Raw genomic sequence first — 23,393 nt, 5'->3', positions numbered from 1 at the left:
AAGACGCGGGTTCCAGGCTCGACGCCCGCCGGTCAGCGGACGGCGATGGCGATCAGCTGGGTCTGCTGGTTGGGCGAGAAGTTGTTGTCGCTGACCACCAGGAGCACCCGTTCCCCGGTGGGCAGGAGCGGTCCCCAGCTGATGCCCTCGACGTTGTCGGTGTAGGGCACGCCGATCTCGTCCAGGTCGACCAGCAGCTTCTTCTGCACGGCGCGGAAACCTCCGCCGGCCAGCGAATACCGGTCCATGACGTCGTCGGCCCCGACCGTGCTGAACTCGAAGATGCGGCCCTTCGTGCCGATCCCGCTGGCGTAGCCGCGCTCCAGGGCGAGGAAGCGGCCCGGCTGCTCGTCGGCGAGCAACGACGAGATCCCGTTGGCGTTCCAGTCGTTCGGCGGCTGGGGCTGGGCGAACAACGGCTCCACCGGGTAGGCGTACTGGGCGATCGGCAGGCCCGCCCGGTCGTGCACCGTGATGCGGCTGAAGGCGCCGTGGTCGGCGTTGGCCGACGGCCCGTCCTGCTCCAGCGGGCCCTCGAGAGCGGAGACGACCTGCCTGCCGTCGGCGGTGTATGTCAGGCCCTCGAAGGTTTCGTTGACGCGCGGGCCCGTTTCGCCCATCGTCATCTTCTCGTTCGGCGCGGTCGGCAGGTCCCGCACGTACCGGCCGTCGCGGTGCGAGATCCGCAGCGCCGGGTCGAGCAGCACGGTCCCCCGCTCGGAGGCATCGGCGGGAACGTTGCGCTGCCCTTCGTTGGTCCAGGCGACGTCACCGGTGAGCGGATCGACCCGCAGTTCCTCCGGGTCCACGGTGCCCAGCACGTTCCGCAACGCGCGCGGCACCTCGTGCTGCGCCTCGCGCCAGGTGTCGATCGTCGGATAGGTGGTGCCGTCCGGGCGGCGGAACAACGACGCCCCGGTGAACGTCACGTCCTCGACGCCGCGCTCGGTCACCGAGACGTCAGCCCGGTAGTAGCGGGCCGGTGCGTAGTCGGACCAGTCGTCGCTGACGAAGACGAAGTCGCCGCTTCGGCGATCGTAGTCCACCGAGGACAGACCGCCGACCGGGGTGCCGTCCACCCGCAGGTCGTGCGGCACCACGTAGGTCCCCAGCAGTCGGGACGAGCCGGATTCCTGCGCAGCGGCCGGGAACGCGGCCGGGGCGAGGAACAGCAGGGCGGCAGCGGCGAGCATTGCCGATCGGGTTCGGATTTGCATGATCAACAGCCAACCGGTACCCGGTCGGCCGCGCCAGCTCGATCACTCTTCCGAGGAGGCGGCCGCGTGCCCGTCGGTTCTGCCTGGTGAGCAGGACGTCGCAACCGGATCGCAGAAAGTGAGCGCCCTGAAAGCCGCCGTGGCGGTTCGACGGCTCAGACCGGTGGTAGCTGCTGCTCGACGTCGAGGAGGGCCGCGAAGGGGTCCCCGACCGTTGCGATCCGGTCCAGGACGGTGCGGATCGTCCACCGGTCGGGGGCCAGGTCCGGGTCGTCGAGCTCGTCCCACTCCAGCGGCACGGACACCGGGGCGCCCGGCCGCGGGCGGGCGCTGTAGGGGGCGACCAGGGTCTTGTTGATGACGTTCTGGGTGTAGTCCAGCCGCGCCAGGCCGCGGCGGTCGGTCTTCGTCCACGCCCAGCTGACCAGCTCGGGGACGGTGCCGCCGACGGCCTTGGACACCTTCTCGACCCAGGCCCGGGTTTCCGCGTAGGTGTAGCGCGGTTCGACCGGCACCCAGATCTGGATGCCGCGCTGCCCGGTCACCTTCGGGCGGGCCTCGACGCCGAGGTGCTCCATTGCGGTCCGGTGCAGGCGCGCGAGGACGAGCACTTCCTCGAACGTCGTCCTGCTGCCCGGGTCGATGTCGAACAGCGCCCAGGTCGGGTGGTGGACGTCGGATGCGCGCGAGGTCCACGCGTGCAGTTCCAGCGCCGCGTAGTTGGCCAGCCAGGCGAGGGCGGTGACGCTGTCCGGGATGAGGTACCACTGGGTGTCGTCCGGGTCGGCGTCCTCGTAGCGCCAGCGGCGGAGCCAGTCGGGGGCGTGGCTCGGGACTTCCTTGTGCCAGAAACCGGGTTCGTCCACCCCGTTCGGGAAGCGGTGCGAGTTCAGCGGTCGGTCGGCGAGGTAGGGCAGCATCACTGGGGCGATCAGCGCGTGGTAGCGGATCAGGTCGCGCTTGGTCACCGGTGCCTCGTCGTCGCGGGCCGGGAACAGCACCTTGTCGAGGTTGGTCAGCGCGAGGTTCCGCCCGGCCAGCCGCCATCGGCCCTTGCTGCCGAGCTCGTCGAGCGCCGCCAGCTCCTCGCCGGTGGGCGGATCCCAGTGCGCCTTCGCGCGGGACTTGTTGGCACCCAAGGTAATTTCAGCTTCCGACGGCGGTAGATCGCTGCGCCACATCGCTTCCGGCGCGGCGGCGACCTCCTCGTTGGTGCGGCCGCTCTTCACCGACCGCGGATGATCCTCCGGATCCCAGCCTGGCTCGGCGTGCTCGTCCTTCTTGTGCAGCAGCAGCCACTGCTTCTCGCCGCGCCGCACCAGCACGAACCGGCCCACCAGCTTGTCGCCGTGCAGGTCGAAGTGCAGTGTCCCGGCCTCGATCGCGGCGGCCGGATCGTCCTCCACAGCTTCCCAGGTGCCGCGGTCCCACACGATGACGTCGCCGCCACCGTACTCGCCGGCCGGGATGGTGCCCTCGAAATCGGCGTACTCCAGGGGGTGGTCCTCGACCTGAACCGCCATGCGCCGCGCCGACGGGTCCAGCGTCGGGCCCTTGGGCACGGCCCAGCTCAGGAGGACGCCGTCGAACTCCAGCCGCAGGTCGTAGTGCCGGCGGCGGGCCCGGTGCCGCTGCACGACGAAGCGGTCGCCGGTCGCGCGCACCTCGCCGTCGCCGCTGGGCTCGGCGGTGCGGGTGAAGTCGCGCATCTCCCGGTACTTCGCCAGCCGCTCGTCATTCACGTCTCCCAAATACCCGATATCAGGCGCGAGCAAAAATCGGGGACGTCATTCCAGCACCAGCAGCTGGCGTTCGGCGGCGATCTCGGCACCGGCCGCGCGCACCTCGGCGAGCTCCGGCGCGTCGGGGTGGGCCAGCGGATTGGTGTTGTTCAGGTGGGTGAACAGGAACCGCGTCCTCGGGTGGCGGGCGATCTCCGGAAGGGCCGCCCGGATCGGCAGGTGGCCCATGCTGCTCGCGGGGCGGTCACTGCCGGAGGCATGCGTCAGCTCGTCCTCGGTGAAGAAGGTGCCATCCAGGAGCACGACGTCGGCGCCGTCGATGACCTGCTCGAACGCGTCGTTCCAGGCGGGCAGGCACGGCGCGTACACGAGGCTTCGGCCGGAGCCGGTGAACCGGTAGGCCACGACCCAATCGGTTCCGCGCAGATCTCCCGCGTAGCGGGGGCGCTTGTCGCCGACGACGGCGATCTCGGCGGCGAGCCCGCCCGCCAGCACTTGGCGATCGGAGACGATCTCCGGCTGCACGGTGGTGTAGCTGCCGACGACCTCGGTGATCGGGAATGCCTGCTGAAGCGCCTGGTGGACGGCGGCGGTCGCGTAGATCGGCAGCCGGGAGGATTCCCGCAGGGTGAGCAGGCCGAGGGTGTGGTCCAGCTCGGCGCTGGTGAGCAGCACGCCTTCGACGGGGGTGCGCCGGGTGCCCGGCGGTGGACGGAGTTCGGGGGTGGCCAGCAGCTGAGTTCGCAGGTCCGGCGACGCGTTCACCAGGTACCAGGAGTTTCCGTCGCCGCTGATCGCCAGGCAGTCCTGGCTTAGCTGCACGCCGCGTTCCGCGGCCCGGCAGCAGCTCTGACAGCTGCAGTTCCACTGCGGAAGGCCGCCGCCGGCTGCGGTGCCGAGGACGCGTACCCGCATCACATCCGCCTCGGAACTGCGGGCTGCGGTTGGAACTCGGTCCGGATCAGGTCGTGGTGTTCGGACAACGAGCAGGCCGGATCGGTGACGGCCGCGTCGCCCACGAGCTGGTAGGCCTGGCATCGGCAGCCGCCGAAGTCGACGTCCTTCAACGCGCAGCTGCGGCAGGGGTCGGGCATCCACTCGGTGCCCCGGAAGCGGTTGAACGCCGCCGAATCGAACCAGACCGCCTCCAGCGTCGAGTCGCGCACCGAGGGAGCGTCCAGGCCGGGCAGCTGCCCGGCGGCCAGGCAGGGGAGCACGTCGCCGTTCGGGGCCACCGTCAGTTGCCGGCTGCCCCAGCCGTAGTTGCACGGTTTGGGGCGCGGGCTGAAGTAGTCTGCGGTCACGTACACGATCTCCAACCGGTCGCCGTAGCGCTCGCGGGCCAGCGCCGCGTCCGCGTCCGCGCGCTGCACCTGTTCCCGGCGGGGCATCAGGGCGGCGCGGTTGCGCAAGGCCCAGCCGTAGAACTGGGTGTTGGCCAGCTCGACGCGTTCCGCCCCGAAATCCGCTGCGAGTTCGACGATGTCGAGCAGCCGCGCGATGTTCCCGCGGTGCAGGACCGCGTTGACGGTCATGGGCAAGCCGGTTTCGGCGATGCTGCGCGCGACGATCATCTTGCGGGCGTGCGCGCGACGTCCGGCGATGGCGTCGGCCGGCATCGCGGCCGAGTCCTGCACGGACAGCTGGATGTGGTCCAGGCCGGCCTCGGCGAGTTCGTGCAACCGCTTCGGCGGCAGGGAGAACCCACTGGTGACGAGGTTCCCGGGCCGCCGCGACGAGGGGAACGAGGTCCCGGCGCAGTGCCGGTTCGCCACCGGAGAGGTGCAGTTGCAGTACGCCGATCGACCGAGCCTGCTCGATGACGCGCAACCAGTCCTCGGTGTCGAGTTCGTCCTGGTAGTCTGCGAGGTTCAGGGGGTTCGAGCAGTACGTGCACTGCAACGGGCACCGATAGGTCAGCTCGGCAAGCAAGCCCAGGGGCAGTCCGGATCGCGGATCCTCCTGTTGTGGACCGGATTCCGCCACCTCGGCCGGTTCCGCCCCCAGCATTCGGCGACGCGCCAGGTCCGCGAGCATTTCGAGCACGGATTCGGCGGTCACGCCCTGGTACGCGGCCACGAGCTCGCTGACGATGTCGGTGACCGTGCGCTTGGTGTCGCACCTGCTCACGATGTCGGCTGCGGTGTCGTTGAGCAGCAACACACCTTCCGGGTACAGCAGGGCGTGGCTCGCGCGGACGCGGTCATGCACAAACCGGACACCGCGCCGCAGCCCGGGGCGGCTGTCGGCGGTCACTTCCATGACTGTCCCTTGTAGTCGATGGCGTCCAGCATCGCCCAAAGCACATCGCATTTGAACGCCAACGCCCGCACCGCGGCGTCCTGCTGCTCGCGCGTCTCGCAGTGGTCGAGCACGACCTGCAGCGTCCGGGTGCTGTCCGCGCGGGCGGCCGGGATCCGCCGCTCGAAGTAGGCCAGCCCGGCGGGTTCGATCCAGTGGTAGTGGCGCCGCCAGGCCGCCATCCGGTCGGACATGTGATCGGGCGAGAACATCTCGGTCAACGCCGCGGCCACACTTTCGATCCATGGCTTGCGCCGGCAGAAGTCCAGGTACGCGTCAACGGCGAACCGAACGCCGGGCAGCACGTGGCGCTCGTCGAGGACCTCGGACCGCTGCAGGCCGACCGCTTCGGCGAGCACCAGCCAGTCGTGCAGGCCGCCTTCGGCGTCGCTGGATCCGTCCTGGAAGCCGATCCGCTCGACCCAGATCCGCCGCACCTCCGGAAGCGGGCAGTTAGCCGCGATGGCGGCGTTCTTCTGCGACAGGTGCCGTTGGTAGTACCACCGGTTGGCCACCCACAGCCGAACCTCCGGCTGGCTGCAGCGGCCGTCGTGCAAGCGCCGGTGGAACGGGTGGCGCGCCCAGTAGCGCTTCGCCAACCGCTGCAAGGATTCCCGGAACTCGGTCTCGCCCAGCGGCCGACTCACCGACTGCCGTCGTGCGCGTAAGCGGTGACCTCGGGACGGGTTTCGTATTGTTCGACCAGCGGTGGGGTCCAGCTCGGCGGAGCGGGGGCGGGAACCGATTCCGCAGGAGCGGCCATCACAAGACCTCCATTTCGCAAGAAGGACAAGCGAATCGGACCGTACTAGTGCCGAACCACCGGAATCAAGATTCCGAACCGCGAAAAACACGACCGCCGCAACCGGTACCGCCGATCAGCCGCGAATTTCGCCGCCCGGCTCAAGTAACGGGAAAACCGCGCTGCCGGGCAGCCTCGTAAAGCAGCACGGTTCCCGCTGAGGCCGCATTCAGCGAACTCGCGGCGCCCCCGATGGGAACCCGGACGACCTCGTCGCACATTTCCTGCCAGGTGGTGCTCATCCCGGTTGTCTCGTTGCCGATAACCAGCAGGACGGGCCGGGTGAGATCGCATTCGGTGATCTCGGAGGTGCCGTTCTCGTCGGTGCCGACGACCGCGATCGCCACCCCGCGCCGCCGGTGTTCGGTGACCCAGTCGAGGACGGTGCGCGGTGACGGCACCCGGACCGCAGGCACCGAGAACAGCGACCCAGTGCTCGCGCGCACCGACTTCGGGTCGTAGACGTCTGCGGCATGACCGCTCACGATCAGGCCGTCGGCGCCGAAGGCGTCCGCGGAGCGCACCAGGGTTCCGATGTTGCCCGGGCTGGTGGGCCGGTCGAAGACCACGCCCAGGAAGTCCTGCTCCACCGGCACCCGGTCGAGGTCGTCGCGCCGCAGCTCGGCGACGGCGATGAGTTCCGGTGGTTCGGATTCGCGCTCGCCGAGTTCCCGGAGCAGATCCGGGTGCACTTCAACGGTCTTGACGGCGCATTCATCGATCAGCCGGCTGGCCCAGGAGGAGAGCCTCCTGCCCGACGGGTACAAGAGATTGCGCAGTGGCCAACCGCGCTCCACCGCGAGCGTAATCGGTCGCACACCGTGGATCAGGAACTCGCCGGAACGCTGTCGCTTGGTGCGGTTCGACAGCAGCGCTTGCCACTGCTGGAAAAGTGCGTTGTGGGTGCTGACGCGAAGACTTTGGCCGGAACGCGCGCCTGCACTGCCCTTGCCGCGGATTTTCCCCGAATCACGTCTTGCGCCTGACACCGCGCAAGGCTAGCAGGCACCGCGGAAGACGACTTCGCAGCGCGCGGCCGGCTTGGTGCTGGCCGACGGCGGACAGCTCGGCGCCGACAACGTGGTGTGGACCGCCGGTTTCAAGGCTCCAGGGCTCGCCCGGGTTTCGGGCGGTGAGCTGGCGATCTTCCGGCCAGTAGAATCGGCCCGTGGAGCTCTTTCGCGGTGCGCTCGGGGTTGGCGCGGATCAGGCGCTGGAGGTCGCGGTCGCGCATGCGATGTTGCGCCGCGTCAGCAGAGGCGAGTCGGGGCCGGCGGTGCGGGTGTACCGGCCGGGCGCCCGGGTCGTCGCCTTCGGACGGCGGGACACGCTGCTGCCCGGCTTTCCCGGCGCGGTCCGCGCCGTTCGGGACGCCGGGTTCACGCCGGTCCTGCGCGCCCCGGGCGGACGTGCGGTGGCTTACACCGAGCGGTCGCTGGTGGTCGATCACGTCGGAACCGACCCCGGTTACCTGGCGGGCATGGACGAGCGGTTCGAGGGCTACGCCGAGCTGTGGGCCGGGGTGCTTCGCAACCACGGCGTCGGCGCGCGGGTCGGGGCGGTGCCGGGGGAGTACTGCCCGGGCGCGCACAGCGTGAACGCGAGGGGCCGGGTGAAGCTGGTCGGCACGGCGCAGCGGATGGTGCGTGGCGCATGGCTGTTCAGCGCGGTGGCGATCTTCGACGACGCCGAGGTGCTGCGCCCGCTGCTGACCGACGTCTACCGGCACCTGGATCTGCCCTTCGACGACGACTCGGTGGGCTCGGTGGCCGCGGAGTCGCCCGGCGTATCGCTCGACGACTTCGAAGCCGAGGTCGTCGCGGCCTACGACGAACGATTCGGCCTGGTCCCGACGTTGCTGGCCGACGACCTGCTGGCCAAGGCCGGCGAGCTGACCGACGACCACCGCATCTAAAGGCGTTCAGGCGGCGGTCACCTCGGGTGCAGGCCGCCGGTTCTGGCTCGGGCCGGGAGCGCTTGCGCAGCACCACCATGCCGATGACCGCGAAGAGGATAACGAAGGTGGCGCCGACGATGGAAACCGCATGGAAACCGCATGGAAACCGCATGGAGACCGCTGGTGAACGCTGGTGAACGCCTCCCGTGCCGGGGCGAGCGCGATCGTCTGGTCGGCCATCCGCCCCGCCGCGTTCATCGCGCCGGCCATCCCGTCTCCGGCCTCGACCGCGATGCCGGGGGGCACTTCCGCCGGAATCGCGACGCCACAGTCCGATCACGTTTTGGACGAGGGATTCGGCCACCCGACCAACCTCCCTGGTGACGGTCGGTTTCGTCGGTGGGCGCGGGTTATTCATCCGAGGGCGAGTTGCCGCTCAAGAGTGAAAACGATTATCATCGCCGATCGTTGATCATAACCGCTCGGAGGGAGTTGGCGTGGGCCACCTGTTGTTGGTGGAAAGCTGGGTAGGTGCGATGAGCACGTTGCTGCCGCGGAGCATCAGAGAGGGCGGCCACCGATTCAGCTTCGTCACCCGCGACCTCCAGCACTACCTGCGTGCAAAACCCATGGCCGGCCCGCATCCGTTGCTGAGCGCCGACAACCTGTTCACGGTCGAGACCAACGACGTCCAGCACTTACTGCGCCACCTCGAGAGCTTGCAAGCAGTCCTCGGATTCGACGGGGTGCTGACGTCCTGCGACTACTACCTGGCTGCAGCAGCAAGGGCCGCCCAACGGCTGGGGCTGCCGGGGGCGCCGCCGGAAGCGATTGAGCGCGCATGCTCCAAGGACCTCACCCGCAAGGCCCTTCGTGAGGCCGGTGTGCCGGGCCCCGCGTTCGCCCTCGCCGAGACCGCCCGCGGACTCGAGGAAGCCGCCGAAGCGCTGGGATACCCCCTCGTGGTCAAACCGGTCGACCTGTGCGCGGGCATGTTCGTGCGCAAAGTGGACGGACCGGCGCAGCTGCGCGAGGCACACGCCGCCCTGCAGGGCTTCCCGGTGAACGCCCGCGGGCAACAGCGGAATCCGGTCGTGCTGCTGGAGGAGCTGCTCACCGGTCCGGAGGTGAGCGTCGAGACGGTCACGTTCCGGGGTGAAACGACGGTCGTCGGTGTGACGGACAAGAGCGTCGCCGGTGAGCCGTGGTTCGTCGAGACCGGGCACATGTTTCCGGCCGCGCTCGATGCCGACACCGAGAAAGCAGTGGCGGAAACGGCAGTCGCGGCCATCGAAGCGCTCGGGCTGGACAACGTCGTCGGACACACCGAGATCAAGATTACCCCAGCGGGGCCCCGGGTCGTCGAGGTGAACCCGCGCCCGGCGGGAAACCAGATCACTGAGCTCATCCGGCGGGTGACCGGCATCGACCTGGCGGCCGTCTACGCCCAGCTCGCGTTGGGGGAGAAGCCCGATCTGCACCGCGTCGACACCGGTGCGGGAAGTGCGGCAATCTCGTTCCTGCTCCCGCCCAGGGAAGGAACCATCACCGAGATCGGCGGGCTCGACGCGCTGGCGGCCGACCCCGCGGTGGTGGACTGGGTCGTCAAGGAGGCCGGGCACCGGACGGGCGCAGCTATCAGCAACAACAACTACCTCGGGCATGTGATGGTCACCAGCGGGAGCCGGGGCGAGGCGCGGCGTCACGCCGATTCGCTCGTCGCCGGTCTGGACGTGCGCTACGCCGCGGAGGCCGGCGAGTGACGCCGCATTCGGTAGAGGAACTGACCGAAGAGGTCCTCAGCGGACGATTCGGAACCGCAGGGGTAGAGGTCAGCGTCGGGTTCCTGACGCAACAGGGCGTGCGGCACGCGGCGAGGGAACGCTCGTACCGCAACCACGTGCTGAGCCTGCGGGTCGAGGACGCAGTGGGGTCGTGCGCGGTGGAACCGGGCGAGATATCCGACGAAGCTGTCGTCGACTACGTCGGGATGCCGATCCGGGAGCTCTTGCGGAGCCCGTTACTGCCGGTGCGCACCGCCGCGCTCGACGCCTACCTGCAGTGGGTGCGCCCGCATCGCAGCCATGCAGAGGAAGTCGTCATCGGCCGGGGGAACTCGCTCCAGAAGTCGTTGCACCGCGCCAAATCGGTGGTGGACCTGCTGCCAGTCGGGCCAGGTCGGCGGGTGCTGGTCATCGGCGTCGTGAACTCGCTGCTGCAGCACCTCCGCGAGCGCGGGAACAGCTACGTCGCGTGTGACTACAAGGGCGGCGAAACCGAGTGGGGCGAGCCGGTCACCACCGATGCCGTCGCGGCCCTCGGCGACTGCGCCGCCGTGCTGGCTTCGGGCATGGTCGTCGGCAACGGCACTTTCCAACCGCTGCTCGACCACGCGAGGGCCACGGGCAAGCCGCTGGTCATGTTCGCGCAGTCCGCGAGCGGCATCTTGCCGTGCTTCCTGGGCGACGGGGTCACCGCCGTCTCGGCGGAGCCCTATCCGTTCTTCTGGCTCGACGGCGGCCCCAGCACGATCTATCGCTACCGCCAGGAGGCGTGCTGATGTGGGGTAATCCGGATCTGCTCGGCCTGCTCCGGGACACGCCGCTGGCGCGGGTGAGCGCCGCGCTGCCGCAACCGCAGCCGGGCTTCTGGGCGAAGCTCGAGTGCCTGAGCGCGGGCGGGATGAAGGCCCGCGCGGCGGTGTCGATGCTCACCGGGGCCTGCCGCCGCGGCGAGCTGCGGCCGGGCGCGGCCGTGGTGGAGTCGACCAGCGGGACGCTCGGCGTCGGCCTGGCCTTCGCCGGGCAGGCGCTGGGACATCCGGTGGTGCTGGTCGTGGACGAGGAGCTGGAGCCGGCCATGCGGGCCCTGCTCAAGGCGCACGGCGCGCGCCTCGAAATGGTCGACAGGCCGCACCCCGTCGGCGGATGGCAGCAGGCCCGGCTGGATCGGGTGCAGCAGATCCGCCGCGAGCTGCCGGAGTCGTTCTGGCCGGACCAGTACAACAACCCGGACAACCCGGCGGGTTACGAGGCGATGGGCGAGGAGATCGCCCGGCAGATCGACCAGGTGGACGTGCTGGTGTGCAGCGTCGGCACCGGCGGGCACAGCGCGGGCACGGTCCGCGCGATCCGGCGCCGCTGGCCGCGGGTGCGGCTGATCGGGGTGGACACCGTCGGTTCGACGATCTTCGGTCAGCCCGCCCGGCCGCGCTTGATGCGCGGACTGGGCAGCAGCATCCACCCGCGCAATGTCGCATATGGACAGTTCGACGAGGTGCACTGGGTCGGCCCCGGCGAGGCGGTGCAGGCCTGCCGCACGCTCGCCAGGCAGGCCTTCATCACCGGCGGCTGGAGCACCGGGGCGGTGGCGCTGGTTTCGGCGTGGGCGGCGCGGGTCGAGCCGGGCGCGAACGTGGTGACGGTGTTCCCCGACGGTCCGCACCGCTACCTGAGCACGATCTTCGACGACGACTACTGCCGCGCGCGTGGCCTGCTGAACCGGCCGACGGCGAACCGGCCGGTGGAGATCGCGCACCCCGCGGTGGAGGCGACGGGGTGGACGAGGTGCCGGATCGTCTCGGATCCGTTGCTAGCGATGGAGGTTCCCGCATGAAGCTGCGGTGGGTGGTGCGCAGCCTCGCGCTGCGTGAGCCGTTCCGCATCTCCCGATCGGTGATGTCCGAGCGAGATGCGGTCACCGTGGAGATCGAGCACGACGGCGTCATCGGCCACGGCGAGGTCGTCACCAGCGAGTACTACGGGCTGACGGTCGAACGCATCGAGACGGAGCTGGCCGCCGCCCGCGAAGTGCTGGCAGGCGTGGATGATCCAGGCCAGATCCAGCCGCTGGACTGCGCACCTGGCGTGTCGGCGGCGCTTGACTCGGCGCTGCACGACCTCGTCGCCAGGCTTCGCGGCGTGCCGGTCTTCGAAGTGCTGGGTGAGGCCCGCTGGCAACCGACGCCGACGGCCTACACGATCGGCATCATGCCGACGGAGTCCGCCGCGCGGACCGCGCGCGAGCTCACCGCCCGGGGCTTCACCGTGCTCAAGGTCAAGCTCGGCGCGGGGGAGCAGCGGCGGGAACTCGCCCGTCTGGCGGCGATCCGCGAGGCCGCCCCCGACACCCGCCTGCTGCTGGACCCGAACGGAGCGTGGGAACCCGAGCAGGCGGTGCGAATGCTCAAGGCCGTCGAGGAGTTCGGGATCGAAGCGGTCGAGCAACCGATCAAGCCGGGCACGCCGGACCTGCTCGCGGAGGTGGCCGCTCGGTCGCCGGTGCCGGTCATCGCGGACGAGGACGCCGCCACCGTCGAAGATGTGCGCGTCCTGGGGCCGCGGGTGCACGGCGTCAACGTGAAACTGCCGAAGTGCGGCGGAATCCGGGCCGCGCGGGAAATCATCGACCTCGCCCGGGGTAACGGCGTGGACATCATGCTCGGGTGCCTGGTCGCGAGTTCGCTCGGCATCGCTCCGGCGGTGCACCTAACCGGGTTCGCCCGCTGGGTCGACCTGGACGGGCACCTGTTGTTGGCGCACGACCCGTGGACCGGGATCGGCGGTGCCGACGGGGTGCTGCGGCTCGCCGGCGATCTCGGGCTGGGAGTGCGTCCAGCGGAGTTGTCGTGAGGACCTGGCGGCTGATCCGGAGCTTCCCGCCGGCCGTGCAGGTGCTGCTGGTCAACCAACTCGGCGTCAACACCGGCTTCTACCTGCTGATCCCGTACCTGGCCGGGTACCTGGGCCACGACCTGGGCATGTCGGCGTTGCTGGTCGGGGTGGTGCTCGGCGTGCGCAACCTCAGCCAGCAGGGGCTGTTCCTGCTCGGCGGTTCGGCAGCGGACCGGTTGGGCGCGCGGGGCGTCATAGTCGCCGGGTGCGCGTTGCGCGCGGTGGGTTTCGGCGTGTTCGCGTTCGGCACGTCGTTGCCGGTGTTGTTGCTGGCATCTGTGCTGAGCGGGTTGGCCGGGGCGCTTTTCAACCCGGCCGTTCGCGCCTATCTCACGCAGGAGGCGGGTGACCGGCGTGCCGAGGCGTTTTCGCTGTTCAACATCTTCGCGAGCACTGGGGCCTTGTTGGGGCCGTTGTTGGGGAGCGCGTTGCTGGTGGCCGGGTTCCGGCTGTCGGCAGTGGCCGCCGCGGTGGTCTTCGCGCTGCTGACCGTCGCGCAGGTCGCGGTGCTGCCGATTCGCCGCGTCGAGCCCCCCACGACCTCGGTGCTGACCGACTGGCGCGGCGTCCTCACCGATCGCCGGTTCCTGGCCTTCACCGGGGCGCTCACCGGCATGTTCGCCCTGCAGAACCAGCTCTATCTGGTGTTGCCGATGCAGGCCGAGCGGATCACCGGCTGGTCCGGTGCGGTGGCGGTGATCTTCCTGGTCTCCACGGCGGCGACCCTGGCGTTGCAGGTGCGGATCACCGAACTGTTCCAGCGCCGGTGGGGACGCGGCACATCCATCGCCGTCGGCTTGGGGCTGATGGGCGCGGGTTTCGTCGCCACCGCGGTGGCCGCAGCCGTCGTCCCCGCAACGCCTGCGGCGGGCGTCGGCGAGATCTCCGCCCGACTTGCCCCGGTGCTGGTCACGGCGTTGTTGCTGGCGTTCGGCGTGATGCTCGCGCAGCCCTTCGTCTACGAGCTGATCCCGTCGTTCGGGCGGCCGGAGCTGTCCGGCACCTACTTCGGCGTCTTCTACCTGGTTTCCGGGGTGACTGCCGCGGCGGGCAATGCGCTGATCGGCTGGCTGACTGACCTCTCCGGCGACGAGTGGACGTGGTTGCCCTCGACACTGTGCGTCCTAATCGGACTGTGCTCGGCGCTGGCCGTGCTGGCGCTGGATCGGCGCGGTGGTATCGGGCCAGTCCGGAGAACGGGAGAATCCCTTTGCACCCCAACATCGTCAGCGCCAACTTCCTGACCGACAACCCAGTCATCTACGAGCAGCGCTTCCCGGACCCCGGACACCTCGCGGCGCGGTTCGTCGACGACCTCGTGCACCGCTTCGGCAACGGGCGAGACCTGCTGGACGTGGGCTGCGGCACCGGCCGCGACGCCCGCTACTGGAGCGCGCACGGCTACCGGGTCACGGGCCTGGACTCCTCGCCGCAGATGGTGGAGCACGCGCAGGCGCACTGCCCGGGGGCGGATTTCGTGGTGGCCGACATGCGGTCGTTCGAGACCGCGAGCCTTTTGGGCGGTCATGGCAACCCGAAGGATCCACGGCCCCGGTTCGACGTCATCACCTGCTTGGACAGCGCGTTCCTGTACTGCCACTCCAACGACGACATCGATGCCTTCCTGCGGCGATGCCACCAGCACCTGCGGCCGGGTGGGCTGCTGATCGCGGAGATGCGCAACGGCGCGTTCTTCCTGGGCAACACCGAACTGCTCGACGAGGTCCGGGAACAGGTGGTCGTCTGGGACGGGGTGGAGTACCGGTCGCGCACGCGCCTGTGGATCGACCACGAGGACCAGCTCCTGCGGCGGGAACGCCGCTGGGACTGGCCGGGACGCGTCGAGCCGTTGACCCAGCATTCGGCCTGGCGGCTGCTGTTCCCCCAAGAACTAAGGTACTTCGCGGTTCGGCACGGGTTCGCGGTGGTCGCGATGTTCGACGAGCCCGGCCCGCGCGCCGAAACCCCGTGGCGGCGCGACGCCGAGCTGTCCACCCGGCTCAGCGGCGATCGGCTGCACGTGGTGCTGCGGCGCAACGAGTGAGGCGCGCCTCAGCGCAGTCCCTTGGCGACTTAAATGAAAACCAATATCGTTAGCAAAAAATCTCGGCGTGGGCCGACATCGAATGGAGAAACGCAGCATGCACGAATCCGGACCTGCTCGCGGCTTGAGCCGACGCGGCTTCCTGGGCCTGACGGCGGCGGGTTCCGTAGCGGTGCTCGCCGGCTGCGCCGGCCGAGCCGGAGTCGCAGCGGTCGGGCCACCGCGTCCCGGTGGCCGGTTGCGTGCGGCGTTCTCCGGCGGTGGCGCGGCAGAGGTGCTCGACCCGCACGAAACCGACCTCTACATCGAGATCGCCCGCGCCAAGGCGCTCTACGAGAAGCTCGCCGACTACGGCTCGGACATGTCCCCGCAGCCCCGGCTGGCGGAGCGCTGGGAGGCCAGCCAGGACCTGCTCGCCTGGCGGATCACGTTACGGCAGGCGACTTTTCACGATGGCCGACCGGTGCGCGCCAGTGACGTGCTGGCCAGCTACGCGCGGATTGTGGAGCCGAGCAGCAGCCGCAGGGCGAAGGCCAGTCTGGCGGTGATCGACCTGCCGGGCAGCCGCGCGATCGACGACCGCACCGTCGAGTTCCGCCTCAAGCGGCCGTACGCGGAGTTCCCCAACGCGCTCGCCACCCTGGGCGCCTACATCATCCCGGAGGGCACGACTGACTTCGACCGGCCGGTCGGCTCCGGCCCGTTCCGGTTCGTCTCCTTCGCGCCGGGCCGCAACTTCGTGGCGGCCCGCAACCCCGACTACTGGGAGGGAACACCGCACCTGGACGAGCTGGAGATCGTCGTGACCAACGACGAGGCGGCCCGGGTCAACGCGCTGCTGGGAGGCCAGGTCGAGTACGCCCACGACCTGACCCCGACCAGCGCCCGCACGCACGAGAACACCGGCCGGGTGCGGGTGCACCGGCTGCCGCTGAGCAACTTCCACGGCCTGGTCATGAAGACCGACCGGCCGCCGTTCGACCGACCCGAGCTGCGCCAGGCGATGTTCCACCTGGTGAACCGGGACGAGCTGGTCAGGTCCGTGCTGCAGGGCTCCGGGCAGCTCTGCAACGACGTTTATGGCAAGGGCTACCGGTACTACGCCGACGCGCTGCCGCAGCGCACCCAGGACCTCGACCGGGCCCGTGCCCTGATCAAGCAGGCGGGCGCCGAGGGCCTGACGATCGACCTCGACACCTCCGACACCTCGACCGGGCTGAAGGAGGCGGCGCTGGCCATCAGCGACCAGGCCAGACAGGCCGGGCTGAACCTAAACGTGCGGCTGGGCAACAAGGACACCTACTGGTCCGACATCGCCAAGAACGGGGTGATGGCCAGTTACCGGTCCGGCGCGATGCCGCTGGAGTCGCACATCTCGCAGCGGTTGCTGACGACGTCGACAACGAACAACACCAAGTGGCAGCGCCCGGAATTCGACGCGCTCTACCAGGAAGCGCAGTCCACAGCGGACGACGCCCGGCGGGAGCAGCTGTACTTCCAGATGCAGGACCAGCTCCACCGCGAGGGTGGCTTCCTGTGGTGGGGCGTCTCCGACTGGATCGTGGCGTCGGCGCCGAACGTCGGCGGCATCGACGACCGGGCCCCGGCCAACACCCTGGACTGGGCCCGCTACGACAAGGTCTGGCTGGCGTGACCGGGTACGTCCTCCGGCGGGTGCTGTTGGGCGTGGCGCAGGTCCTCCTGGTGATGGCGGCGGTGTTCTTCCTGACCGAGGCCCTGCCAGGCGATGCGGCCGTGACGATCGCCGGTGACAACCCGGACCCCGCGATCATCGAGTTGCTGCGGGAACAGCTCGGTCTCGACGAGCCGGCGTGGCAGCGCCTCGTCGGGTGGTTGCTCGGCGCGCTGCACGGCGATTTCGGCCATTCGCTGGTCGGTCCCCGGGCTGTGGTCGACATCATCGGCTCGGCGATGGGCCCGACCATGCTGCTGGCCGGGTTGACCCTCGCGCTGCTGGTACCGCTGTCGGTGGTGTTGGGCATGCTCGGTGCGCACCGCGAAGGAGGGCGGATCGACCGCCTCATCACCAGCGGCACCCTCGGCCTGTACTCGGCTCCGGAGTTCGCGATGGGCGTGCTGGTGGTGACCGTGTTCGCCGTGCAATTGGGCTGGTTTCCGCCCACCGCGGTCGGATCCGCCGGGTTGCTGGCCAACCCCGCGGTGCTGGTCCTTCCGGTCTTCGTGCTGCTGCTGCGCCCGATCTGCTCGCTGAGCAGGTTGGTGCGGGCCGGCATGATCGACGCGCAGCGAGCCGAGTACGTGCGCCACGTCCGCAGGCTCGGACTTGCGCCGGCCCGCGTCCGCTTCGCGCACGCGCTGCCCAACGCCATCGCACCGGCCGTGCAGCAGCTGGCCCGGACCACGGACTGGTTGATCGGCGGCGTGATCGTGATCGAGGCGATCTTCGTCGTCCCCGGTCTGGGAACCACCCTGGTCGAGGCGGTCTCGGCGCGGGATCTGCCGGTCGTCCAGGGCTTGGCGGTGGTGCTCGGCGGAACCACGGTGCTGGTCAACCTGGCGGCGGACATCGCGGCCCGCGCGCTGGCCCCGGCATCGGAGGTGGGCCGGTGACCAGGTACGCGCTGCCCGCCGTGCTCGTGGGCGTGCCGGTCCTGCTGGCGCTGTTCGGGCCGTTGTTCGCTTCCGGGGACACGGCCAAGGACGTGGCCTTCGCGTTCGGCGGCGGGCACTGGTTCGGCACCGACTTCGTCGGCCGGGACGTGTGGAACGAGGTGTTGCTGGGCGGGCGGTCCCTGGTGCTGACCGCCGCGACGGCTACGGCCTGCACCTACCTGCTGGCGGTTCCGCTTGGACTGGCGGCGGGCATGACGAAGAGCCGTGTCCTGGACGAAGTGCTGATGCGGCCGCTGGACCTCGTGCTGGCGATCCCGTCGATGCTGATGCTGTTGCTGCTCGCGTCGATCGCACCCGACGCCACGTGGGTGCTGATCGGTATCGTCACGCTGATCAACCTGCCGGACGTGGTGCGGATCAGCCGCGCGTCGGCGCTGTCGCTGGCCAGCCGCCCCGCCGTCGAGGCGATGCGCCTGCAGGGCGAGAGCAGGCTGCGCATCGGCCTGGGTTACGTGGCCCGCGCGATGTGCCGGACGCTGGCCGCGGACCTGGGCACCCGCTTCACCGGCGCGATCTATCTGGTCGCTTCGGCGAGCTTCCTCGGCGTCGGGATCTCGCCCGGGGCCAGTGACTGGGCGGCGATGGTCGACCGCAACCGGACCGGCCTGTTCATCCAGCCGTGGGCGGTGGCGCTGCCCGCACTGCTGATCGTGCTGCTGTCGGTGGGCGTGAACCTGGCCTTCGACCGGTGGCTGCGTGATCGATCGACCGCCCTGGAGGCACGTTGACCGTCGTGAACGTCCGCAACCTCACCGTCGTCGTCGACGACGACCGCGAGATCGTGTCCGGGGCGTCGTTCGCCCTGGCCGCGGGTGAGGTGACCGCGCTCGTCGGTGAGTCCGGCAGCGGGAAGACGACCACAGCGCTGGCGCTGCTCGGTGAACGGCCGGCCACAGCGCGCGTCACGGGTCGCGTCGAAGTCGCCGGCTTCGACGTGGATGCCGACCACCCGCCGGAACCCGGTCTCGTCGGATACATCCCGCAACAACCGTCGGCGGCGTTGAACCCGGTCCGTCGCATCGGACCGGTGCTGCACGAGATCGCCCGCCTGCACGTCCACGCCGATACCCGCGCGGACCGCAAGCGGCTGGCGCGCGCCCGGTTGCTCGAAGCGCTGCGCCAAGCGCAGCTGCCGGATGGTGAGAAGCTGCTGCGCCGCTACCCGCACCAGCTCTCCGGCGGGCAGCAGCAGCGCGTCGTGCTGGCCCACGAGCTCATCGGCCGCCCGCGCGTCCTCGTCGCCGACGAGCCGACCACCGGGCAGGACGCGGTCACCCGCGGCCGGCTCGTCGATGAGCTGAGAGCCGTTGCGGCGCAAGGAATCGCAGTCCTGCTGCTGACCCACGACCTGGACCTGGTGCGGACACTGGCGCACCAGGTTCTGGTCATGAGCAGCGGCAACATCGTGGAATCCGGGCCGCGCCAAGAGGTGCTCGGTTCACCCCAGCACCCGTACACGAAGCGCCTGATCGCCGCGCAACCCGATCTGGCCGCCGCAGGGAGCCCCGCTGAGACGGGCCGACCGCTGGTGGCGGTCCGGGAAGTGACCGCTGGCCACGGCCGGGTGGATACGTTGCACGAGGTCACGCTGGACATATACGCCGGCGACAAGCTCGCGGTGGTGGGGCGTTCAGGCAGCGGTAAGACAACGCTCGCGCGCTGCATCGCGGGCCTGCACCCGTACCGCGCGGGTGAGATCCGGCTGGGTGGCGAGACGCTGTCACCCCGGCTCCGCAGACGCACGAGGAACCAGCTGGCCCGGATCCAGTACGTGTTCCAGGACGCCAGGGCGTCGTTCAACGAGTTCGTCCCGGTGCTCGACCAGATCGCCCGAACCGCCGAAAGGCTGTGCGGCGCAACGAGTCCGGCGGCCCGCACCCGCGCGATCGAAGGCCTCGCCCGCTTCGGCGTCCCGGAGTCCAGCGCGGCGCGCCTGCCCCGTTCCTTGTCGGGCGGGGAACTCCAGCGGGCGGCCCTGGTGCGCGCGTTGCTCAGCGAACCGGACCTGCTGATCTGCGACGAGATCACCTCGGGTCTGGACGCCGTGACCCAAGCCGAACTACTCGAAGCGCTGAACCAGTTGCACCGGGACGCAGGCAGCGCGTTGGTGATGATCACCCACGACCTCGCGGTGGCGACGAGCCTGGCGAACCGACTCGTGATCGTGTACGGAGGAAGAATCGCCGAACACGGTGGAACCGCGGAGGTTCTCGCCAACCCGAAGCACCAGGCCACCGTCGAACTCGTCGAAGCAGCAACGAAAACCCAGGAGGTAGCGTCCCAGCGTTCTGCACCATGACATGGGATCGGTCATGGCTATCCGATTGAACCGGTGAGTTCAGCTCGGGTTACCCTGCGGGCGTGAGCGGAGCGGACACTTCGGCGACGTGGGAGCGCAGCGCCACGCGGTCGCATCGACAAGCGCCAGGCGATCCTGCAGGCCTTCGCACCAGAACGGGACTAAGGCCTGTTTCGAAAGTGGTTTGCGTAGCGGTGCGGGTAGCGGAACCTCAGAGGCCTTCTCACTGCGGGATCCCCGACATCATGAATGCCCAATTCACCGCGTCGGGGACTGGCCTCGCGAGAAGGACCCCTGAGAACCCGCGGCGGTGCCAGTTGAGTCCCACACCGCAAGCGGCTGCCGGGTAGCTATTCAGCTGTCTAGTTGATCTTGTGGTTGGTATCCTGGATGCGAGGTGTGGTCTGGGGTCTGGGATGATCTTTGGGTTGCCGTCCAGCATGATCAACTACAGCTCAATAGGTACGGCGGATCGTCGTGAAGGGGCGGCTGGCCGCGTTTGCGGACGGGTGGCGTCGTGACTTGGTCGGCCAGGAATACGCGCTGGACACACCGCGCGAAATCTGTAGTGGGCAACTCAATCACCGCTCCGCCCACAAAAATCTGACACTCTCGGACAAGAGGGTGACACCGCATACCTTGCAGCATTCGGCGCGATGCGCGACAACGCCCTCGGTTGTCTCCGGGTGCGCAGCGAGATCACGGCTTCGCACCATGTGCTGGAGCGCGGCGATGACCACCTCCTGGCTCGCCGCCTGCGGACCTCCCGGCGAACTGGTCATCAAGCTCCACTTCGTTCGGGCACATCGGTGACAGGTGACAGGGTGCGGCCGGTCCGACCGCTTTGGCATCCGCCGAACGGCGTGTCCGGTCGCCCGGCACCCGCCCGGCCGGTGTCGTTCGCCGATCGGTGCAGTGGAAATGCCTGGAGCGCAGGCGGAAACGCGAGGTCGGTCCGGAGGTGGCAGGTTGCTGCCGCGCCGAGGTTAATCGCTTCACCGACCCGCCACCGTCCGGCAGATCGAGGTGTAATACCTTGACCTCGAGTTTGCTTGGAGAACCCGTGCCTGGCGAACCCGGCTCGTTGACCGACGATGTACGTCGATGAGGAGGCCGAAGATGTTCCGCACGAACACGCCGGGCACCCCGAGCGGTCTTCCCCGCCGCATTGCCCGCCGACAGTGGACTGATTCGGAATCCCGGCTCGATGTACGAGAATTCGCTGCTCCGTCGATGGAGAGTTGAGAGGAAGGAAACGCGTGTCGATTCAAGAATCCAATGTGGAGGACCGGGAGGACCTGGAGGGCGCGGAGGACGCGTCGAACGAACTATCTGTGTTCGAGGCGGAATTCGATCTGGACGAGAGCCACCTGGTGCGCGGCTACAACTGACGCGCCGGTCGGTCAGCTCGTCGGCTGGTGGGGGCCGAGCACCCGGCGGGTGTAGGCCATGTGGTCCCGCATCAGCTGTTCGGTTCGAAGCACATCCCATTCGCGGCGCCCGTCCGGTGTGGACATTGGAATCCGGTCGAGCGCGGATGACCTTGGCGTGCGATTGCGCGGTTTCCCGTGAGTACTTTTGGGCGCTATGGCACCCAAAAACGCTCACGGATGTGGTCAGGCGGTGACGTGGTCGCGCAGCTGGGTCGCCAGGTCGCGGATGTCGCGGGCGATGACGTCCCAAGCGTCGGTGGCGTGCAGGTCGGACCGCTGGGTGGTTCCGAACTCCTGCGGTCGCACGACGAACGCCGTCCGAAGACCCGCGCTGCGGGCTGCGGCCAGGTCCGAGTTGTGCGCCGCGCACAGCATGACCCGGTGCGGCGGCAGGTCGAGCAGCCGCGCCGCGGCGAGGTAGGCGTTCCGGTCCGGCTTGTAGGACCGGGTCACGTCCGAGCCGATGATGACGTCCCAGGGCAGCCCGGCGTGCTTGGCCATGTTGGTCAGCAGTGCGAGGTGCCCGTTGGACAGCGGGCCGATGATGAAGTGCCGCTTGAGCTCGGTCAGCCCGGGCACGCTGTCCGGCCAGCCGTCCAGCCGGTGCCAAGCCCGGTTGAGCCATTCCACGTCGGCCGCCTCGATCCGCTCGATGGGCAGGCCCATCTCCTCGGCCGTGGCGATCAGGTTCTCCCTGTGCAGCTCGTCCAGGGTGCGGAACCCCCGGGCGCCGCTGCGGATGGGCTCCAACGAGCGCTGGTAGCGCGCTCGCCACCGCAGCGCGAACTCGGCGGCGTCGACCTTGAATCCGTACCGGTAGGCGATCGCCTCCACGGCGTCGGTCACGCCGGACTTCCAGTCGACGACGGTGCCGAAGGTGTCGAAGAGAACGGCGTCGACAATCCGCTGCGGAGCTGCCAGAGCTCCCGGTCCGATCGCCATCGCTGGACCTCCCTCGTTGGGCCGCGCTTCGCTGATCGACCCTAGCAAGGAGGCGGGACGGAATGTAGATCCACTCGGCGAGATCTGCTCGACAGCGCCAGCGGACGTCCTATGTGGACAAGATTCTACCTCGGCGGGGTGGCGCGGGTCTGCTCGGCGAGCAGCGCGATGACGTCGGCGATGTCGTTGTGGCGGGCGTGCGCCAAGCGCTGGCGGTGAGCCCCGCTGCCATCCCGCACCACGCGGTCGAGGAGGTCGGTCACCAGTCGGGTGTCTCCGCTGGCGTCCAGGGCGGGCAGCGCCGCCTTGACTGTCTCGTCCAGGAGGGATCGCGCAGGCCTGAGCTCCCCGGTCACGTCCAGGCCCTGCCCCTCCAGTCCGTCGTGCGCGGCGCGCCATGTGGCGAGGCGGAGGTGCTCGTCGGGGAGTTCGGGTGCGGGGCGGTCCTCGGCGATGTCGTGCAGTGCCGCTGCGGCCAGTGCGCGCACCAGGAGCGCTAGCAGGAGTACTTCTTCCGCTGTGGCGACGGCGTCCGCCACCCGGACTTCCAATGTGGACAGATGCGGTGCGGGGCGGGCGAACCAGTAGACCATGGCGTGGTCCAGCGCGGCGCCGCTGGCCAGCAGCGCGTTGACGGCGCGTTGGTAGGAGGCCGGATTCCGGTGCATCGGCGGCGGTCCGGCAGACGGCAGCCGGGACCAGACGACCGTGCGCCAGCTGGCGTGGCCGGTGTCCCGGCCGTCGTAGAACGGGGAGTTCGCGGTGAGCGCGAGCAGCGCCGGGAGGTGCGGGCGCAGGTGGTTGGACACCTCGAGGCTGGTGGCCAGGTCGGGCATACCGACGTGGACGTGGCAGCCGGTGGTGGTGTGCGAGTCCAGCAGCTGCCCGAAGTGGTCGATGATGCGCCGGTATCGGGGAGTGTCGGTGATCGGGATGGGGTCGGGGATGCCGAGCGGGGAGTACCCGGTGGAGACCAGTCGCAGCTTGCGCCGATCGGCCGCGGCGACGAGGGCGCGCCGGGCCGCGAGTAGGTGTTCGCGGGCCTCGGCGGCGGTGCGGCAGACTGGGGTGTTGGATTCCAGCTGGAAACGGGCGAACTCGGTCTTGAAGGTGCTCGTGGCGTCGCCTTCGAGCGCCGGGATGTCGCCCAAGACCTCGGCGGCTCCTGGCGCCGGGCGGCCGGTCTCGGTATCCAGCAGCAGGAACTCCTCTTCGATCCCGAACGTAAGGAGGGGTGAGCCGCGATGCATCGGATGCCCTTTCCGGCGGCTCGCCTGGTCAGTCTACTGTGGACGGATTGGTCAGGCCGGCCCGGTGTGAGTCGGGGTTCAACACCGGGCCGGGGATTTTTGGGGACCGGGACCAGGGGCGGCGGGCCGGCGCGCCGG

Annotated in this window: 20 protein-coding genes and 1 pseudogene; 12 read left to right on the top strand and 9 right to left on the bottom strand. The window is 69.4% G+C overall.

The genetic code is table 11. The annotated features are described in order from the left end of the window. Positions 1-32 precede the first annotated feature (32 nt). From ACRXBZ_RS00365 to ACRXBZ_RS00335, 7 genes and pseudogenes are all read right to left on the bottom strand, one after another. Entirely contained in the window at positions 33-1,217 is a 1,185-nt protein-coding gene (locus tag ACRXBZ_RS00365) for an esterase-like activity of phytase family protein (RefSeq protein WP_433877238.1), read from the bottom strand. 155 nt (positions 1,218-1,372) lie between these two features. Then, the gene (gene ligD / locus ACRXBZ_RS00360) at positions 1,373-2,959 is read right to left on the bottom strand and encodes a non-homologous end-joining DNA ligase (protein WP_433877237.1); all 1,587 of its coding nucleotides are present in this window, start codon (positions 2,957-2,959) and stop codon (positions 1,373-1,375) included. Positions 2,960-3,004: 45 nt separating this feature from the next. Further along, positions 3,005-3,874, bottom strand: a complete 870-nt coding sequence (gene pqqB, locus ACRXBZ_RS00355; protein WP_433883763.1) for a pyrroloquinoline quinone biosynthesis protein PqqB — start codon at positions 3,872-3,874, stop codon at positions 3,005-3,007. Next, positions 3,874-4,641: an SPASM domain-containing protein gene (locus ACRXBZ_RS00350; RefSeq protein ID WP_433877236.1), complete on the bottom strand. Its 768-nt coding sequence runs from the start codon at positions 4,639-4,641 to the stop codon at positions 3,874-3,876. Before ACRXBZ_RS00350 ends, pqqB begins: the two co-directional genes overlap by 1 nt. A 97-nt stretch (positions 4,642-4,738) precedes the next feature. Then, a pseudogene (gene pqqD, locus ACRXBZ_RS00345) lies at positions 4,739-5,221 on the bottom strand (pyrroloquinoline quinone biosynthesis peptide chaperone PqqD); the annotation flags it as partial. Then, the gene (gene pqqC, locus ACRXBZ_RS00340) at positions 5,212-5,907 is read right to left on the bottom strand and encodes a pyrroloquinoline-quinone synthase PqqC (protein ID WP_433877235.1); all 696 of its coding nucleotides are present in this window, start codon (positions 5,905-5,907) and stop codon (positions 5,212-5,214) included. The pseudogene pqqD and the gene pqqC, both read right to left, overlap by 10 nt. Before the next feature lie 256 nt (positions 5,908-6,163). Continuing rightward, positions 6,164-7,051 carry a TrmH family RNA methyltransferase gene (locus tag ACRXBZ_RS00335; protein ID WP_433877234.1) on the bottom strand — a complete coding sequence of 296 codons (888 nt, stop codon included), beginning with the start codon at positions 7,049-7,051 and terminating at the stop codon, positions 6,164-6,166. A 179-nt stretch (positions 7,052-7,230) separates the two neighbouring features. On the opposite strand from ACRXBZ_RS00335, the gene ACRXBZ_RS00330 reads away from it, so the two are divergent. The 12 genes from ACRXBZ_RS00330 (at position 7,231) to ACRXBZ_RS00275 (ending at position 21,021) form a co-directional block, all read left to right on the top strand. Beyond that, a complete protein-coding gene (locus ACRXBZ_RS00330; RefSeq protein WP_433877233.1) occupies positions 7,231-7,977 on the top strand; it encodes a lipoate--protein ligase family protein in 747 nt (248 codons plus the stop codon). A gap of 479 nt (positions 7,978-8,456) precedes the next feature. Continuing rightward, positions 8,457-9,722: an ATP-grasp domain-containing protein gene (locus tag ACRXBZ_RS00325; protein ID WP_433877232.1), complete on the top strand. Its 1,266-nt coding sequence runs from the start codon at positions 8,457-8,459 to the stop codon at positions 9,720-9,722. Beyond that, positions 9,719-10,519, top strand: a complete 801-nt coding sequence (locus ACRXBZ_RS00320; protein WP_433877231.1) for a Rossmann-like domain-containing protein — start codon at positions 9,719-9,721, stop codon at positions 10,517-10,519. Before ACRXBZ_RS00325 ends, ACRXBZ_RS00320 begins: the two co-directional genes overlap by 4 nt. Next, entirely contained in the window at positions 10,519-11,574 is a 1,056-nt protein-coding gene (locus ACRXBZ_RS00315; RefSeq protein WP_433877230.1) for a PLP-dependent cysteine synthase family protein, read from the top strand. The genes ACRXBZ_RS00320 and ACRXBZ_RS00315 overlap by 1 nt, the downstream gene beginning before the upstream one ends. Beyond that, the gene (locus ACRXBZ_RS00310; RefSeq protein ID WP_433877229.1) at positions 11,571-12,590 is read left to right on the top strand and encodes a dipeptide epimerase; all 1,020 of its coding nucleotides are present in this window, start codon (positions 11,571-11,573) and stop codon (positions 12,588-12,590) included. Before ACRXBZ_RS00315 ends, ACRXBZ_RS00310 begins: the two co-directional genes overlap by 4 nt. Beyond that, on the top strand, positions 12,587-13,876 hold the full coding sequence (locus ACRXBZ_RS00305) for an MFS transporter (RefSeq protein ID WP_433877228.1): 1,290 nt from the start codon (positions 12,587-12,589) through the stop codon (positions 13,874-13,876). Before ACRXBZ_RS00310 ends, ACRXBZ_RS00305 begins: the two co-directional genes overlap by 4 nt. Further along, positions 13,843-14,676 (top strand): class I SAM-dependent methyltransferase, encoded by an 834-nt coding sequence (locus ACRXBZ_RS00300; protein ID WP_433877227.1) that lies wholly within the window; start codon positions 13,843-13,845, stop codon positions 14,674-14,676. Before ACRXBZ_RS00305 ends, ACRXBZ_RS00300 begins: the two co-directional genes overlap by 34 nt. 97 nt (positions 14,677-14,773) lie before the next feature. Then, the gene (locus ACRXBZ_RS00295; RefSeq protein WP_433877226.1) at positions 14,774-16,330 is read left to right on the top strand and encodes an ABC transporter substrate-binding protein; all 1,557 of its coding nucleotides are present in this window, start codon (positions 14,774-14,776) and stop codon (positions 16,328-16,330) included. Next, positions 16,327-17,268, top strand: coding sequence for an ABC transporter permease (locus ACRXBZ_RS00290; RefSeq protein ID WP_433877225.1), 942 nt, complete (start codon positions 16,327-16,329; stop codon positions 17,266-17,268). The genes ACRXBZ_RS00295 and ACRXBZ_RS00290 overlap by 4 nt, the downstream gene beginning before the upstream one ends. Then, positions 17,265-18,059, top strand: a complete 795-nt coding sequence (locus tag ACRXBZ_RS00285; protein ID WP_433877224.1) for an ABC transporter permease — start codon at positions 17,265-17,267, stop codon at positions 18,057-18,059. The genes ACRXBZ_RS00290 and ACRXBZ_RS00285 overlap by 4 nt, the downstream gene beginning before the upstream one ends. Positions 18,060-18,064: 5 nt before the next feature. Next, the gene (locus ACRXBZ_RS00280) at positions 18,065-19,630 is read left to right on the top strand and encodes an ABC transporter ATP-binding protein (RefSeq protein WP_433883762.1); all 1,566 of its coding nucleotides are present in this window, start codon (positions 18,065-18,067) and stop codon (positions 19,628-19,630) included. A gap of 1,259 nt (positions 19,631-20,889) precedes the next feature. Continuing rightward, complete coding sequence (locus tag ACRXBZ_RS00275; RefSeq protein ID WP_256413597.1) at positions 20,890-21,021, top strand: hypothetical protein; 132 nt, start codon at positions 20,890-20,892, stop codon at positions 21,019-21,021. A 225-nt stretch (positions 21,022-21,246) separates the two neighbouring features. Here ACRXBZ_RS00275 and ACRXBZ_RS00270 read toward each other — a convergent pair whose 3' ends face one another. Then, positions 21,247-22,005: a haloacid dehalogenase type II gene (locus ACRXBZ_RS00270; RefSeq protein WP_433877223.1), complete on the bottom strand. Its 759-nt coding sequence runs from the start codon at positions 22,003-22,005 to the stop codon at positions 21,247-21,249. A 125-nt stretch (positions 22,006-22,130) separates the two neighbouring features. After that, complete coding sequence (locus tag ACRXBZ_RS00265) at positions 22,131-23,255, bottom strand: carboxylate-amine ligase (RefSeq protein WP_433877222.1); 1,125 nt, start codon at positions 23,253-23,255, stop codon at positions 22,131-22,133. Positions 23,256-23,393 lie beyond the last annotated feature (138 nt).

The sequence above is a fragment of the Saccharopolyspora hattusasensis genome, assembly GCF_050972075.1.
Lineage (GTDB): Bacteria > Actinomycetota > Actinomycetes > Mycobacteriales > Pseudonocardiaceae > Saccharopolyspora > Saccharopolyspora hattusasensis.
Note: the sequence above shows the minus strand (reverse complement) of the source record. Positions and strands in the feature narration are given on the sequence as shown.

What these genes read in the sequence shown, in the direction of transcription:
- ACRXBZ_RS00295 (WP_433877226.1), top strand. Translation starts at nt 14,774, where the DNA reads ATGCACGAATCCGGACCTGCTCGCGGCTTGAGCCGACGCGGCTTCCTG.
- ACRXBZ_RS00310 (WP_433877229.1), top strand. Translation starts at nt 11,571, where the DNA reads ATGAAGCTGCGGTGGGTGGTGCGCAGCCTCGCGCTGCGTGAGCCGTTC.
- pqqB (WP_433883763.1), bottom strand. Translation starts at nt 3,874, where the DNA reads ATGCGGGTACGCGTCCTCGGCACCGCAGCCGGCGGCGGCCTTCCGCAG.
- ACRXBZ_RS00315 (WP_433877230.1), top strand. Translation starts at nt 10,519, where the DNA reads ATGTGGGGTAATCCGGATCTGCTCGGCCTGCTCCGGGACACGCCGCTG.
- ACRXBZ_RS00365 (WP_433877238.1), bottom strand. Translation starts at nt 1,217, where the DNA reads ATGCAAATCCGAACCCGATCGGCAATGCTCGCCGCTGCCGCCCTGCTG.
- ACRXBZ_RS00270 (WP_433877223.1), bottom strand. Translation starts at nt 22,005, where the DNA reads ATGGCGATCGGACCGGGAGCTCTGGCAGCTCCGCAGCGGATTGTCGAC.
- ACRXBZ_RS00265 (WP_433877222.1), bottom strand. Translation starts at nt 23,255, where the DNA reads ATGCATCGCGGCTCACCCCTCCTTACGTTCGGGATCGAAGAGGAGTTC.